Annotated in this window: 12 protein-coding genes; 6 read left to right on the top strand and 6 right to left on the bottom strand. The window is 55.6% G+C overall.

Annotated features, from left to right (window positions below; translation table 11 throughout):
• Nucleotides 1-12 precede the first annotated feature (12 nt).
• A complete protein-coding gene (locus B9Y90_RS07600; protein WP_085540934.1) occupies nt 13-1,224 on the bottom strand; it encodes an MFS transporter in 1,212 nt (403 codons plus the stop codon).
• Between the two features lie 199 nt (nt 1,225-1,423).
• On the opposite strand from B9Y90_RS07600, the gene eamA reads away from it, so the two are divergent.
• Complete coding sequence (gene eamA / locus B9Y90_RS07605) at nt 1,424-2,326, top strand: O-acetylserine/cysteine exporter (RefSeq protein ID WP_085540828.1); 903 nt, start codon at nt 1,424-1,426, stop codon at nt 2,324-2,326.
• Nucleotides 2,327-2,369: 43 nt separating this feature from the next.
• Here the strand turns inward: eamA and B9Y90_RS07610 are convergent, their stop codons facing one another.
• The 3 genes from B9Y90_RS07610 to marR are packed head-to-tail and all read right to left on the bottom strand — an operon-like array spanning nt 2,370 to nt 3,465.
• Nucleotides 2,370-2,582, bottom strand: coding sequence for a multiple antibiotic resistance regulatory protein MarB (locus B9Y90_RS07610; protein WP_085540829.1), 213 nt, complete (start codon nt 2,580-2,582; stop codon nt 2,370-2,372).
• Between the two features lie 38 nt (nt 2,583-2,620).
• Entirely contained in the window at nt 2,621-3,010 is a 390-nt protein-coding gene (marA, locus tag B9Y90_RS07615; protein ID WP_039293847.1) for an MDR efflux pump AcrAB transcriptional activator MarA, read from the bottom strand.
• A 20-nt stretch (nt 3,011-3,030) separates the two neighbouring features.
• Nucleotides 3,031-3,465 carry a multiple antibiotic resistance transcriptional regulator MarR gene (gene marR, locus B9Y90_RS07620; RefSeq protein ID WP_008459031.1) on the bottom strand — a complete coding sequence of 145 codons (435 nt, stop codon included), beginning with the start codon at nt 3,463-3,465 and terminating at the stop codon, nt 3,031-3,033.
• 187 nt (nt 3,466-3,652) lie between these two features.
• Here marR and B9Y90_RS07625 point away from each other — a divergent pair, with 187 nt between their 5' ends.
• Entirely contained in the window at nt 3,653-4,321 is a 669-nt protein-coding gene (locus tag B9Y90_RS07625) for a MarC family NAAT transporter (protein ID WP_039293843.1), read from the top strand.
• 159 nt (nt 4,322-4,480) lie between these two features.
• Here the strand turns inward: B9Y90_RS07625 and B9Y90_RS07630 are convergent, their stop codons facing one another.
• Nucleotides 4,481-5,680 carry a sugar transporter gene (locus B9Y90_RS07630; protein ID WP_085540830.1) on the bottom strand — a complete coding sequence of 400 codons (1,200 nt, stop codon included), beginning with the start codon at nt 5,678-5,680 and terminating at the stop codon, nt 4,481-4,483.
• Nucleotides 5,681-5,877: 197 nt separating this feature from the next.
• On the opposite strand from B9Y90_RS07630, the gene B9Y90_RS07635 reads away from it, so the two are divergent.
• Together B9Y90_RS07635 and B9Y90_RS07640 are read left to right on the top strand one after the other, a co-directional pair.
• Nucleotides 5,878-6,669 carry a PhzF family phenazine biosynthesis protein gene (locus B9Y90_RS07635; protein ID WP_085540831.1) on the top strand — a complete coding sequence of 264 codons (792 nt, stop codon included), beginning with the start codon at nt 5,878-5,880 and terminating at the stop codon, nt 6,667-6,669.
• 123 nt (nt 6,670-6,792) lie between these two features.
• Nucleotides 6,793-7,629, top strand: a complete 837-nt coding sequence (locus B9Y90_RS07640) for an SDR family oxidoreductase (protein WP_085540832.1) — start codon at nt 6,793-6,795, stop codon at nt 7,627-7,629.
• Here the strand turns inward: B9Y90_RS07640 and ptrR are convergent, their stop codons facing one another.
• Nucleotides 7,630-8,499, bottom strand: a complete 870-nt coding sequence (gene ptrR / locus B9Y90_RS07645; protein ID WP_085540833.1) for a putrescine utilization regulator PtrR — start codon at nt 8,497-8,499, stop codon at nt 7,630-7,632.
• Between the two features lie 101 nt (nt 8,500-8,600).
• Here ptrR and sad point away from each other — a divergent pair, with 101 nt between their 5' ends.
• Nucleotides 8,601-9,992 carry a succinate-semialdehyde dehydrogenase gene (sad, locus tag B9Y90_RS07650; RefSeq protein ID WP_085540834.1) on the top strand — a complete coding sequence of 464 codons (1,392 nt, stop codon included), beginning with the start codon at nt 8,601-8,603 and terminating at the stop codon, nt 9,990-9,992.
• A 203-nt stretch (nt 9,993-10,195) separates the two neighbouring features.
• The gene (locus B9Y90_RS07655; protein ID WP_085540835.1) at nt 10,196-11,797 is read left to right on the top strand and encodes a methyl-accepting chemotaxis protein; all 1,602 of its coding nucleotides are present in this window, start codon (nt 10,196-10,198) and stop codon (nt 11,795-11,797) included.
• The last annotated feature ends 2 nt before the right edge of the window (nt 11,798-11,799 follow it).

Here is an 11,799-nt window from a genome sequence, read left to right on the forward strand (position 1 = left end):
ACGAGCGCCTCGTCAGGCCGTTATGGGCTGACGGGGCGGCGTATTCATGCCGATCACGATGGCGTAGTAAGCCAGTAAAATTGTCCCCATCAGCACCACGAACAGCATGTAAGGCGGCAGCCAGCTCAATAACAGCCCGGTGACCAGCGGGTTGCAGGCTCCACCAAGCCAGCCGAGCTGCTGGGCGGCAAAGTAACTTGATTTCAGCCCCGACGGCGCGATGTTGTCGACAAGCATATATTCTCCCGGCGCGTAGATTAGCTCCCCAATGGTAAACACCAGCGAAGACAAGCCCCACAGCCACAGATTAGTCCCTGAAACCATAAAGCCGCCGAGGCCGCAGACGAAAAACAGCGTGCCGTAGAACATCATCTTTTTGATGTTATCGGGGCGAATGTTTTTACCCAGGAAGTACTGGAAAGCGACAACCACAATGGCGTTGACCGACAGCACGACGCTGACCACTTTTTCCGCCAGACCGGTATCGCCGATCACAATCGCGTATTGCGACAGGCAGCCGGCGAACGCGCCGTAAACCATCGAGCCTAAAAACGCCGAGGTAGTGAACCACATCAGCTGTTTATCACGCAGCATCATGCGGGGCGACGGCAGAACCTTGTCTTCCACATCCGCGGCGCTGGTGCTTACGGGCAGGCTTTTTACGTAACGGGCAATCATCAGAATCGGCAGCAGGGCGGTCATGGCGGAGAGCCAGAACGGCAGGTTGGTGCTGTACATCACCACAAAGGTGCCGATCGGCGGACCAACCGTCCAGCCAACGTTAACGAAGGTATAGTTGAGGGAGAAGATTTTGGGCTTCAGGCTGATGTCCAGCGTTTCGGAAAACCACGCCTTCACCACCACGGAGAACACGGTGTAAGAACAGTTGATAATGGAGTAAAACAGCACCACCAGCCCGGCGTTGTGCACCAGCGGGATCACCGCAAAGCCGCCGAAGAAAATGACGATAGCCAACAGCATCGCCTTTTTCTTATCAAATTTGTCCGCAAGAATGCCAAACCACAGGCTGAATAGCACCCCGGCGACCAGCGCGACGGTAATGGCCAGGCCGATATCCTTCAGCGCCATATGGTATTCGCGTGAAAGATAAATGGTCATAAACGGCAGCGTCAGACCTCGCCCGATCGTCAGCAACAGCGAAGAAATAAGTAATACAGTTGTTGCAAGTTGTTTACCTGCAAACAGATTTCTGAGGGCGGTCATCGTGGCCTGTTTTGTCATGGTGATATAAGAGAACGAGAAAGATTTATCACGAAAAATCAGCCTGGTATAGCAACCAGATCTGGCGAAAGCACGATACAACACATCTGTACTCCTGACAAAAAGTGGGATCTGTATCTGTTTGCTTAAGGGGATAATGTTTATTTTTTTACAAATCGATAATAAATACAGGGGTGGAATAATGACGCGTAAAGATGGACTGCTGGCGTTACTGGTGGTGGTGATTTGGGGTGTGAATTTTGTGGTCATTAAGCTAGGACTGCACAATATGCCGCCGCTGATGCTGGCGGGCTTGCGCTTTTTGCTGGTGGCCTTTCCTGCGCTGCTGTTTGTGGCCCGTCCCAAGCTTCCGTTCAGGCTGCTGGCCGCCTATGCGCTGACTATCAGCTTCGGGCAGTTTGCCTTCCTGTTTACTGCGATCAAGTTCGGCATGCCCGCCGGGCTGGCTTCACTGGTGCTGCAGTCTCAGGCGTTTTTCACCATCATTCTGGGAACGTTTTTCTTTGGCGAGCGCCTGCAGGCTAAGCAACTGGCCGGGATTACCCTGGCGGTCTTCGGCGTGCTGGTGCTGATTGAGGGCAGTTTCGAAGGCCAGCATGTCGCGCTGCTCGGCTTTATGCTGACCCTGGCGGCGGGTATGAGCTGGGCGTTTGGCAATATTTTCAACAAGATGATCATGCAGCATGAGCAGCGCCCGGCGATCATGTCGCTGATTGTCTGGAGTGCGCTGATCCCGGTGCTGCCGTTTTTTGCGGCAAGCTGGCTGCTGGATGGCCCGGCAACGATGCTGCAAAGCCTGGTGAACATCGATACGACGACTATTCTGTCGCTGATCTATCTGGCGTTTATCTCCACCATTGTGGGCTACGGGATCTGGGGCACGCTGTTAGGGCGCTATGAAACCTGGCGCGTGGCGCCGCTGTCGCTGCTGGTACCGGTCGTGGGTATGGCAAGCGCGGCGTTGCTGTTGGATGAAAAACTGACGGTCATGCAATTGCTGGGGGCGGTGCTGATTATGGGCGGGCTGTATATCAACGTCTTTGGCCTTCGTCTTGGCCGGTCGGTGAAGAGGGCATCGTCCTGATCGTTGCGGCACCCGCCCAGCATCGGGCGGGTCAGCCTTTATCTTACGAACGCGAGTGACCGTGGTAGTACGGGGAGCCCAGTTCTTCTGAACGTTCCGCCGCGGTTTGCTGCTGGCCTTTAGACAACTGACCGCCGGAGCAGGTTATCATGTTGCCGTAGTTGGCCTGGGTGGCGTTGAAGCTGCCGGATTGCTCCGCAAGAGCGTTAGTTGATGCCAGCGCCAGGATGAGCGCGGCTGCGGAGATGACTTTCATATTTCCTCGGTTACGTCTGCAAAACAGACGGTGATACATTAGTTTAAACTGCAATACTGGTTATACGGGTGAAGGTACTTACCTTCGCCGGCAAGACGGGTTACGCGGTATTTGTGCGGCGGCACCGAAAAGTAGTTCTTAAAGGTGCGGGTTAACGTCTGCTGCGATTCAAAACCGTAGCGCTCGGCCAGATAAAGGATCGGTTCGTTGCTCTCTTTGAGCTTCAGCGCGATTTCGGTCAGTTTACGGTTACGGATGTACTGGCCCAGCGAGTGGCCGGTTTCTTTTTTAAACATCCGCTGCAGATGCCACTTGGAGTAGCCAGAACGCTGAGAAACCTTCTCCAGCGAGAGTGGGGTTTCCAGGTTCTCTTCTATCCACCCCAAAATGCTTTGAATCGTGACCGCATCATTGTTGCGTCTGGACATCGTTTCACCTCTTTGCAGGTTTACGGCAATACCTTTTTCAACAGGCGATAAAGCGTATCGACTTCGTCGTCCGTCAGGTTTTTAGTAAGTTCTTTATGGAGGCTAAGCCCCACCAGGTTTCGGCACTCTTCACACAGCGCCACGCCTTCTGGCGTCAGCCTGATCAGAACGCCGCGCTTATCGTTGGGGTTCGGCAAACGCTCGACCCAGCCTTTGCACAGCAGGCGGTCCAGCATTCGGGTTAACGCACCGAGGTCAACGGAAAGCACTTTTTTCAGCTCGACTGGGGTAATACACACTTCATAGTGAATGGAGCACAGCACCTTAAACTGGGTCGCGGTGATATCCAGCGGGGAGAGTGAATCGTTTAACAGGCGATCTTTATGCTGATTCACCATGTGGATCAATCGCCCGAGGGGGATCATTTCGTTAAACAGATCACAGGTGCTTTTCACTATGTTTGCCCAGGCAAGTAGATTAGTCACGGCAGATACTATTGCCGAGGCAAGTATAAGTCAACGTGATGATTCAGCCGATGCCACGAAAAGCTAAAACGCTTCAACAGCGGTCAGTAAACTGCGGGCTGCTATAGTCTAACCTGCGCTATAGCTGCTCAATAAAGGACAAAAAAAGGATAAAAATATGATGGATTTACTCAGGGCCATCGGCCTTGGCCTTGTGGTACTGCTGCCGCTGGCGAACCCGCTCACCACCGTGGCGCTGTTCCTTGGGCTTTCCGGGGACATGAACAGCCGGCAGCGCAACCGCACAGCTCTCATGGCTTCGGTGAATGTGTTTGCCATCATGATGGTGGCGTATTACGCCGGACAGGTGGTGATGAACACCTTCGGGATTTCGATTCCTGGGCTGCGTATCGCCGGGGGATTGATCGTCGCCTTTATCGGCTTCCGTATGCTGTTCCCGCAGCAGAAAGCGCATGAATCTCCGGAGGCGAGAACCAAGTCGGAAGAGTTAAGCGAAGAGCCGGAAGCCAATATTGCTTTCGTGCCGCTGGCGATGCCGAGCACGGCAGGGCCAGGCACCATCGCGATGATCATCAGCTCCGCGTCTACGGTGCGAGCCGGCTCTGACTTCCCTGGCTGGGTCATTACCGTTGCGCCGCCGCTGATTTTCCTGGCGGTGGGGGTGATTCTTTGGGCCAGCCTGCGAAGCTCCGGCGCGATTATGCGTATGGTGGGTAAAAGCGGCATTGAGGCGATTTCCCGCCTGATGGGCTTCCTGTTGGTGTGTATGGGCGTGCAGTTTATTATTAACGGCGTGCTGGAAATTATTAAAACTTATCCCGCATGATTTCAGACTGCTGACAAACTTCTGGCAATAGAGTAAATATTTAAACAAACATGAAAATCAATTCATTGATTTTCGGCTGATAACCATAAAGAGGGAAAAACCACGCTTTTTCCCTCTTTGTCAGCAACTTCAAATGCCCTCGTCATGAGGGCATTTTTGTTAATGCGTAGGCTGGGGCTGTTCTTCCAGCGCCACCGGCCAGCGGCGGAACACCAGAATGGACCAGACCAGCGCAATAACGGCTGGAACAGCGCCGATAAAGCCGATATCTGACATGGAAATATGCAGGCTGACCTGGTTCCCCACCAATGCGCCTGCGCCAATGCCGATATTAAAGATCCCGGAGAACAGCGACATCGCCACGTCGGTTGCGTCCGGTGCCAGGGCCAGGACTTTAACCTGCATTCCCAGAGCCACGATCATGATCGAAATTCCCCAAAACAGGCTGAGTCCGGCAAGGGTGAGTTCGCTATGCGCGGCAGGAAGCAGGAGAAGCAGGCAAGCGGCCATCAGCGCAATCGCGCCGGACACCAGTCCCGAAGCGTATTTATTCCCCCATTTGCCAAACAGCACGCTGCCGATGATACCCGCGCCGCCAAACAGCAGTAAAAGCAGGGTGGCAAAGTTAGCGCTCAACCCCGCAATCTGCTGGACGAAAGGTTCGATGTAGCTGTAGGCGGTGTAATGCGCGGTGACCACCACCGCAATTAAGGCATAGATATTGACCAGCGCCGGGCGGCGGAACAGTTTGGGTACGCTGGACAGGGAGCCAGAATGCTCGCTCGGCAGTTTAGGCAGCAGTTTTATCAGGCAGAACAGCGTCATGGCTGCCACTACGCCAATGACGAAGAAAGTGGTGCGCCAGCCGAAATACTGCCCGACGATACGCCCGATCGGTAAACCCAGCACCATCGCCAGCGCCGTGCCGGTGGCGAGCAAACTTAACGCCTGCGCTTTTTTACCCGCGGGTGCCATGCGAATCGCCAGGGAGGCGGTAATGGACCAGAAAATGGCGTGGGCGAATGCAATCCCAATGCGGCTGATGACCAGCACGGTAAAGTTCCAGGCGAGGAACGACAGCACATGGCTGGCAATAAACAGCAGGAAGATACTAATCAGCAGGCGACGGCGCTCAACCTGGCTGGTCATCAGCATAAAGGGCAGCGACATCAGGGCGACCACCCAGGCGTAGATAGTCAGCATGATCCCGACCTGCGCGGTTTCCATGCCAAAGCTTTGTGCGATGTCAGACAGCAGGCCGACGGGCACAAATTCGGTGGTGTTAAAAATAAAGGCGGCGACGGCGAGAGTGACGACCCGCAGCCATGCCGTTTTGCGCGAAACGGTAGCAATTGTCATAAGGGAATATGCAGGTAAATAAGGGGTAGGAATGGGGGCGATCATAAAACCATCAGATCGACGACACAACCCATTTTGTGATTTATGTCTCATTTGCAGCCTGCGCCAGGGGGCGGCTGAAAAAAAGCAGCGCCGCGTGGGCGAGTATGTCATGGTAGAGGTGAAGAAAATAACAATGAAAAGCAGGAGTAACGCCAATGCAAGCAATTGACTTTTATATGGTAGACGCCTTTGCAGACACAACGTTTGGCGGCAACGCGGCGGCGGTTTGCCCGCTCAGCGAATGGCTGCCGGACGAAACGCTGCTCAAAATGTCACAGCAGCATAACCAGTCGGAAACGGCTTTTTTTGTCACCACGGATGAGGGCTTTGAGCTGCGCTGGTTCACGACCCAGGGGGAGATAAACCTTTGCGGCCACGCCACGCTTGCGGCTTCCCACGTTATTTTCGAGCATCTGGATTACCCGGAGGCGACGATCCGTTTCAGCACGCGTTTTGTTGGCCCGCTGACCGTGACGCGTAACGGCGAGTGGCTAACGCTGGATTTCCCGGCCTGGGAAACGCAGCCGATTACGCCACTGCCCGAGCTGCTGGCCACGCTGGGCATCAGCGAGTGTAAAGAGATGCGAATCGGGCGTGATTATATGGTGGTGTTGGAAAGTCAGGCGCAGGTTGAGGCGATTCAGCCCGATATCAACGCCATGATCCCGCTTGAAAAAATGGTCTGTATCACCGGGCCGGGCGAAGGCGAGTACGATTTTGTCAGCCGCTTCTTTTGCCCTGGCGAATCGGTGCCGGAAGATCCCGTCACTGGCTCAACGCACAGCATGCTGATCCCTTATTGGGCTGATAAGCTGAATAAAACTCATCTGCAGGCGCGGCAGGTCTCTTATCGCGGCGGCGATCTGCGCTGCCAGTACAAGGGCGACCGGGTGTTGATTGGCGGCAAAGCCGTGACCTATCTGGTGGGTAAAGTGCTGCTGCGCTAACTTTCCGGGCAAAATTCGCCGGAATTAATGAATGCAGTTCATAAAGGCTAGCGCCTCGGAGGCGGTTATTAAGCAATCCGGCCGTGCTAGCCTTATTGCATTCCACTATTCAGGAGAGAAAACATGCCTTCTTCCCAGGACGTTATTGTCGTTATCGGTAGCGGGTCGATAGCTCAGGCGATTGCCCGCCGAGTGGGCACCGGCAAACATATTTTGCTGGCTGATATCACGCCGGAAAATAGCGAGGCCGCACAGCAAACATTGCAGCAGGCGGGCTTTCGGGTCAGCACCACCGTGGTTGATGTTCGCTCGCGGGAATCCATTCAAAAGCTCGTGGATCTGGCTTGTGGCCACGGAGAAGTGAAGGGCGTGATTCATACCGCCGGGCTTTCACCTTCCCAGGCGAGCGCTCAGGATATTCTCCGCGTTGATCTCTACGGTACGGCGGTGGTGTTTGAGGCGTTCGGGAAGATTATTGGCGCGGGAGGTTCCGGGGTAGTGATTGGCTCGCAGTCCAGCCACCGGCTGGATGTGGACGCGCTGACGCAGGCCGAAGCCGACGAGCTGGCAACGTTGCCGCCGGAACAGCTGCTGGCATTACCGCGAGTCAAAGCCATTGATGACAGTCTGTATGCCTATCAGCTGTCAAAGCGAGGCAATGCGCTGCGGGTCATGGCCGAGGCGGTGAAATGGGGGCGGCGAGGCGCGAGAATCAACTGCATCAGTGCCGGGATCGTGTATACCCCTTTGGCTTATGACGAGTTGAACAGCGCCGAGCGTGGAGAATTCTACCGAAACATGCTGGCAAAATCTCCGGCGGGAAGAGGCGGCACGCCGGACGAAATTGGCGCCCTGGCCGAGTTTCTCTTTAGCCCAAATGGCACCTATATCAGCGGGAGCGATATCCTCATCGACGGCGGGGTCACCGCCGCTTATAAGTATGGCGATCTTCTCGCTTAATTAAGGCACCTGCGTAGGCGTTTCCAGCAGGGAAATAAAAGCGTCCAGCTGGCGGGTTTTAGCGTCTCTGCGCCACAGCAGCCAGGTATCCAGATAGCGTTTATCGTCCGGCAGCGGCCAGGTGCTCACCTGATGGCTGCCCGGCATACTCTCCAGCATACTTCTTGGCATCAGCGCCAGGCCTGCGCCGGCAATCACGCAGGCCAGCATCCCGTGGTAAGACTCCATTTCATGAATTTTGCCCGGCATCGCCCGGCTGTCGTGAAACCAGCTCTCAAAATGGCGGCGGTAGGAACAGTTGGCGCGGAAAGCATAAATACTCTCGCCATTAACGTCCGCGCCGCTGAGAATAGGGGCATGATCCGCAGGTGCGACGATAGTCATTTCTTCACGATAGACTGCCACGCCTTCGAGGGAAGGATGCAGCACCGGGCCGTCAACAAAGGCGGCGGCGAGGCGGCCTTCGAGTACGCCGTCAATCTGGTCGCCGGAAGGTCCGGTGGTGAGGGAAAGATGGATTTTCGGGTAACGCTGATTAAAGTTTGCCAGCACGCCGGGAATGCGTACCGCCGCGGTACTTTCTAACGATCCCAGCGCCAGCGGCCCCTGTGGTTCATCACCGGATACCACCATGCGCGCTTCATCCACCAGCGCCAGGATGCGCTTGCTGTAGGCCAGGAAGCTGTGGCCGGACGGGGAGAGCTTCAGGCGCTGGTTCTCGCGGATGAACAACGCCACGCCTAAGTCGGCTTCCAGCTGTTTGATGCGGGTCGTGAGATTCGACGGGACGCGGTGTACCTGCTGCGCGGCGGCGCTGATGCTGCCTGTTTCGGCGACGGCGTTAAACATTTCCAGCTGAGTGAGATCCATAGCTTTCTCAAATCGTGAAGGGTTTGCTTAGTATTATTCATTTTTAAACTTTGCACCTCAAGGCTACTGTTAACATCTCATTCACCTGTCGAGGCACCACCATGCAATCAGTAACCGGGCAAACTCACGCCATTTCACGCAATCCCGCTACCGGTGAGCGCATTGCAGTTTATCCTTTCGAAAACGCCGCTCAGATTGATGCCGCGCTGGCCCGTAACCAGCAGGCGTTTAATGCCTGGCGCGTTACGCCGCTTAACGAACGTGCGCAGAAGCTGCGTGATTTGGGCGCGGCGGTACGTAAACACGGCGAAGCGATGGCGCAAATGATCACCGCCGAAATGGGCAAGCCTATTTTGCAGGCGCGCGCTGAAGTGGTGAAGTCCGCTAACCTTTGCGACTGGTATGCCGAGCACGGCCCGGCCATGCTGGGAGCGGAAGCGACTCAGGTTGAAAACAATAAGGCCGTGATTGAATACCGTCCGCTGGGGCCGATCCTGGCGGTAATGCCGTGGAACTTCCCGCTGTGGCAGGTGCTGCGCGGGGCGGTGCCAATTCTGCTGGCCGGGAACAGCTACATTCTGAAACATGCGCCAAACGTGATGGGCTGTGCTGAACTCATTCGCCAGATGTTTGTTGACGCGGGCTTTGTGCCGTCTTTGTTCGAACTGCTCAATGTGACGCCAGAGGGAGTCAGCCAGGCGATTAACGACCCACGCGTGGCCGCTGTCACCGTGACTGGCAGCGGCAGAGCTGGCGCAGCGATTGGCGCTCAGGCAGGCGCCGCGTTGAAAAAATGCGTGCTGGAGCTGGGCGGGTCCGATCCGTTTATCGTGCTGAATGATGCCGATCTCGATGAAGCCGTGAAGGCCGCCGTGGCCGGGCGCTTCCAGAACACCGGGCAGGTATGTGCCGCCGCGAAACGCTTTATCGTTGAAGAGGGAATTGCCGCAGCCTTTACCGACCGCTTTATTGCCGAGCTGAAAAACTACGAGGTTGGCTCGCCGGTGGAAGAAGCTAACCGCATTGGGCCGATGGCGCGCTACGATCTGCGTGATGAACTGCATGAGCAAGTGACAACGTCACTTAAGCAGGGCGCAAAACTGCTGATCGGCGGGGATAAATTGCCTGGCGAGGGCAACTACTATGCGCCGACAGTGCTTACGGATGTTACGCCAGAGATGACCGCGTTCCGCCAGGAGCTGTTTGGCCCGGTGGCGGCGATCACCGTCGCCCGCGACAGCGAGCATGCCCTTGAACTGGCAAATGACAGCGATTATGGCCTGTCCGCGACGGTTTATACGGCGAATGAACAGCTGGCCCTGGAGATGGCGGCACGCCTCGAATGCGGCGGCGTGTTTATCAACGGCTATAGCGCCAGCGATCCACGCGTGGCGTTTGGCGGGGTGAAAAAGAGCGGGTTTGGCCGTGAACTTTCGCACTTCGGGCTGCATGAGTTCTGTAATATTCAGACCGTGTGGAAAGACAGACGCTAGTTTCGCCCGCCTGACATCCGTTAGCCAGGGAGGAAAAATGCTTCTTTATCCCCGGTAAGAGCAGACGTTATGCTGGTTTATGCCCGCGCTATCAGTAAAAAGTAAGGCCGCCGTGAAGGTGGCCTTGTTTGTCATGAGAATGAAATAATTCTGTCATTTTCGCTCAGTACACTCGCGGCATCGTTGTGTTACTGAAGAAAATCATGAACATAAGTCAAATTTTTCGCCGTTTAAATCCCCTCAGACTGGTTGCGCGCCGCCCCCGCGAGTTCGGCCTGTTGAGCGGGGTGGTTGGCGTTATCGCACTCTTTTCCGTGCTGCAAATTCTCTCCACCGTGTCACTCTCCAACATCCTGCATGAAACCCGCCAGAGCGTGCTCGAAAGCAACCAGCTTCATCAGCAGCAGGTGGTGATGGAGAAGGCAAGAACCTCGCTGCTGATGACCAGTGACCTGCTGAACCGGGCGGGCGTTTACTTTATGCAGGACAAAGAAACCGGCTCGGTCGGCAGCTGGAACAGCCTGGTGGATGAAGCCGACGCCGCCCTGAAAGTCTCGCAGCAGAACTTTGCCGCCTGGCAACAGCTTCACCCGGCAGGCAGCGAGAGTCTGGCTAACAGCTATCAGCTGTTCTACGGCGGATTGAAAGAACAGCTGGAAGGGATGCAAAAAAAGGCCTCCATCGATGCTTTCTTTGAAGTGCCGATCCAGGCGTTTCAGTCTGATTTCAACGAGCAGTACGCGCGCTATCAGACCGAAGGCGAAAAGCAAACTGTTCAGGGTAGCCATACGTTGTTGCATAGCCTGAGCCAGGCGCAAACGCTGTTTATTATCGCGCTGGGTATTTTGCTGGTGGTGGCGATAGCCGTGTGGCTGGGCGTGGCCCGCTGGGTGATCCGTCCTCTGCGGAGTCTTATTGAGCATTTGCATATTCTGGCCGCCGGTGATTTGTCACGGCTTCCCGCTGAGCGAAAACTGGTTAACCGTGAGGTGAAACAGCTGCACGGCAGCGTGCTGGAAATGCAGCAAGGCATCCAGCAGCTGGTGCTGGAGGTGCGGGAATCCTCGGCCATCTTGTTAAGCAATATTGGCCAGCTTGCGGAAGGGAATAACGAGCTGTCTAACCACTCCTCTCAGCAGGAACAGGAGCTGGAGAAAGTCACGCTGCATATAACCGAGCTGGAATCCCGCGTGCAGGAAAACAGTCAGTACGCTATTCAGGCGAATCAACGCGCGGACGAAGCGCGTGAGATGGTGGCCGGGGGCGACCAAATGATGCACACGGTGAATATGTCGATGCAGGATATTGTGACCCGTTCCTCTGAGATGCGCGGCATTGTGGCGATGATTGATAACGTCGCTTTCCAGACCAATATTCTGGCGCTAAACGCCGCTATTGAAGCCGCTCATGCGGGCAACCAGGGGCGCGGGTTCGCCGTGGTGGCTCGCGAAGTTGGCCTGCTGGCGAAGCAGAGCAGCCAGTCGACCAGAAACATTCAGTCGCTGATCAATAACTCACTGCAGGGCATTGAGCAGGGCAGCGAAGCCGTCTCAGAGCTGGAGACGCAGTTGAAAAATGTGATTGCCCTGGTGACCCGTTTAAGCGGATTGCTGAATGAAATTTCCAGCGCCTCCGTTGACCAGGGGGCCAGCGTGCATCACGTTACTACGCGGATCACCACGCTCAACCAGGCGGTGAGTCAGACCGGGTTGCTGATTAAGGCCTCGGCTAACACCTCTAAACGTTTGCTGGATGAGTCCCAACGTCTTGAAAAAGCAGTGGCTCGCTTTCAAATGACCGCCTGAGT

The sequence above is a fragment of the Cedecea sp. NFIX57 genome (assembly GCF_900177785.1).
GTDB classification, from domain to species: Bacteria; Pseudomonadota; Gammaproteobacteria; order Enterobacterales; family Enterobacteriaceae; genus Cedecea; species Cedecea neteri_C.

Excerpts from the sequence above, each read along its gene's own strand:
- B9Y90_RS07600 (WP_085540934.1), bottom strand. The coding sequence starts at position 1,224 with ATGACCGCCCTCAGAAATCTGTTTGCAGGTAAACAACTTGCAACAACT.
- eamA (WP_085540828.1), top strand. The coding sequence starts at position 1,424 with ATGACGCGTAAAGATGGACTGCTGGCGTTACTGGTGGTGGTGATTTGG.
- B9Y90_RS07610 (WP_085540829.1), bottom strand. The coding sequence starts at position 2,582 with ATGAAAGTCATCTCCGCAGCCGCGCTCATCCTGGCGCTGGCATCAACT.
- marA (WP_039293847.1), bottom strand. The coding sequence starts at position 3,010 with ATGTCCAGACGCAACAATGATGCGGTCACGATTCAAAGCATTTTGGGG.
- B9Y90_RS07625 (WP_039293843.1), top strand. The coding sequence starts at position 3,653 with ATGATGGATTTACTCAGGGCCATCGGCCTTGGCCTTGTGGTACTGCTG.
- B9Y90_RS07630 (WP_085540830.1), bottom strand. The coding sequence starts at position 5,680 with ATGACAATTGCTACCGTTTCGCGCAAAACGGCATGGCTGCGGGTCGTC.
- B9Y90_RS07635 (WP_085540831.1), top strand. The coding sequence starts at position 5,878 with ATGCAAGCAATTGACTTTTATATGGTAGACGCCTTTGCAGACACAACG.
- B9Y90_RS07640 (WP_085540832.1), top strand. The coding sequence starts at position 6,793 with ATGCCTTCTTCCCAGGACGTTATTGTCGTTATCGGTAGCGGGTCGATA.
- ptrR (WP_085540833.1), bottom strand. The coding sequence starts at position 8,499 with ATGGATCTCACTCAGCTGGAAATGTTTAACGCCGTCGCCGAAACAGGC.
- sad (WP_085540834.1), top strand. The coding sequence starts at position 8,601 with ATGCAATCAGTAACCGGGCAAACTCACGCCATTTCACGCAATCCCGCT.
- B9Y90_RS07655 (WP_085540835.1), top strand. The coding sequence starts at position 10,196 with ATGAACATAAGTCAAATTTTTCGCCGTTTAAATCCCCTCAGACTGGTT.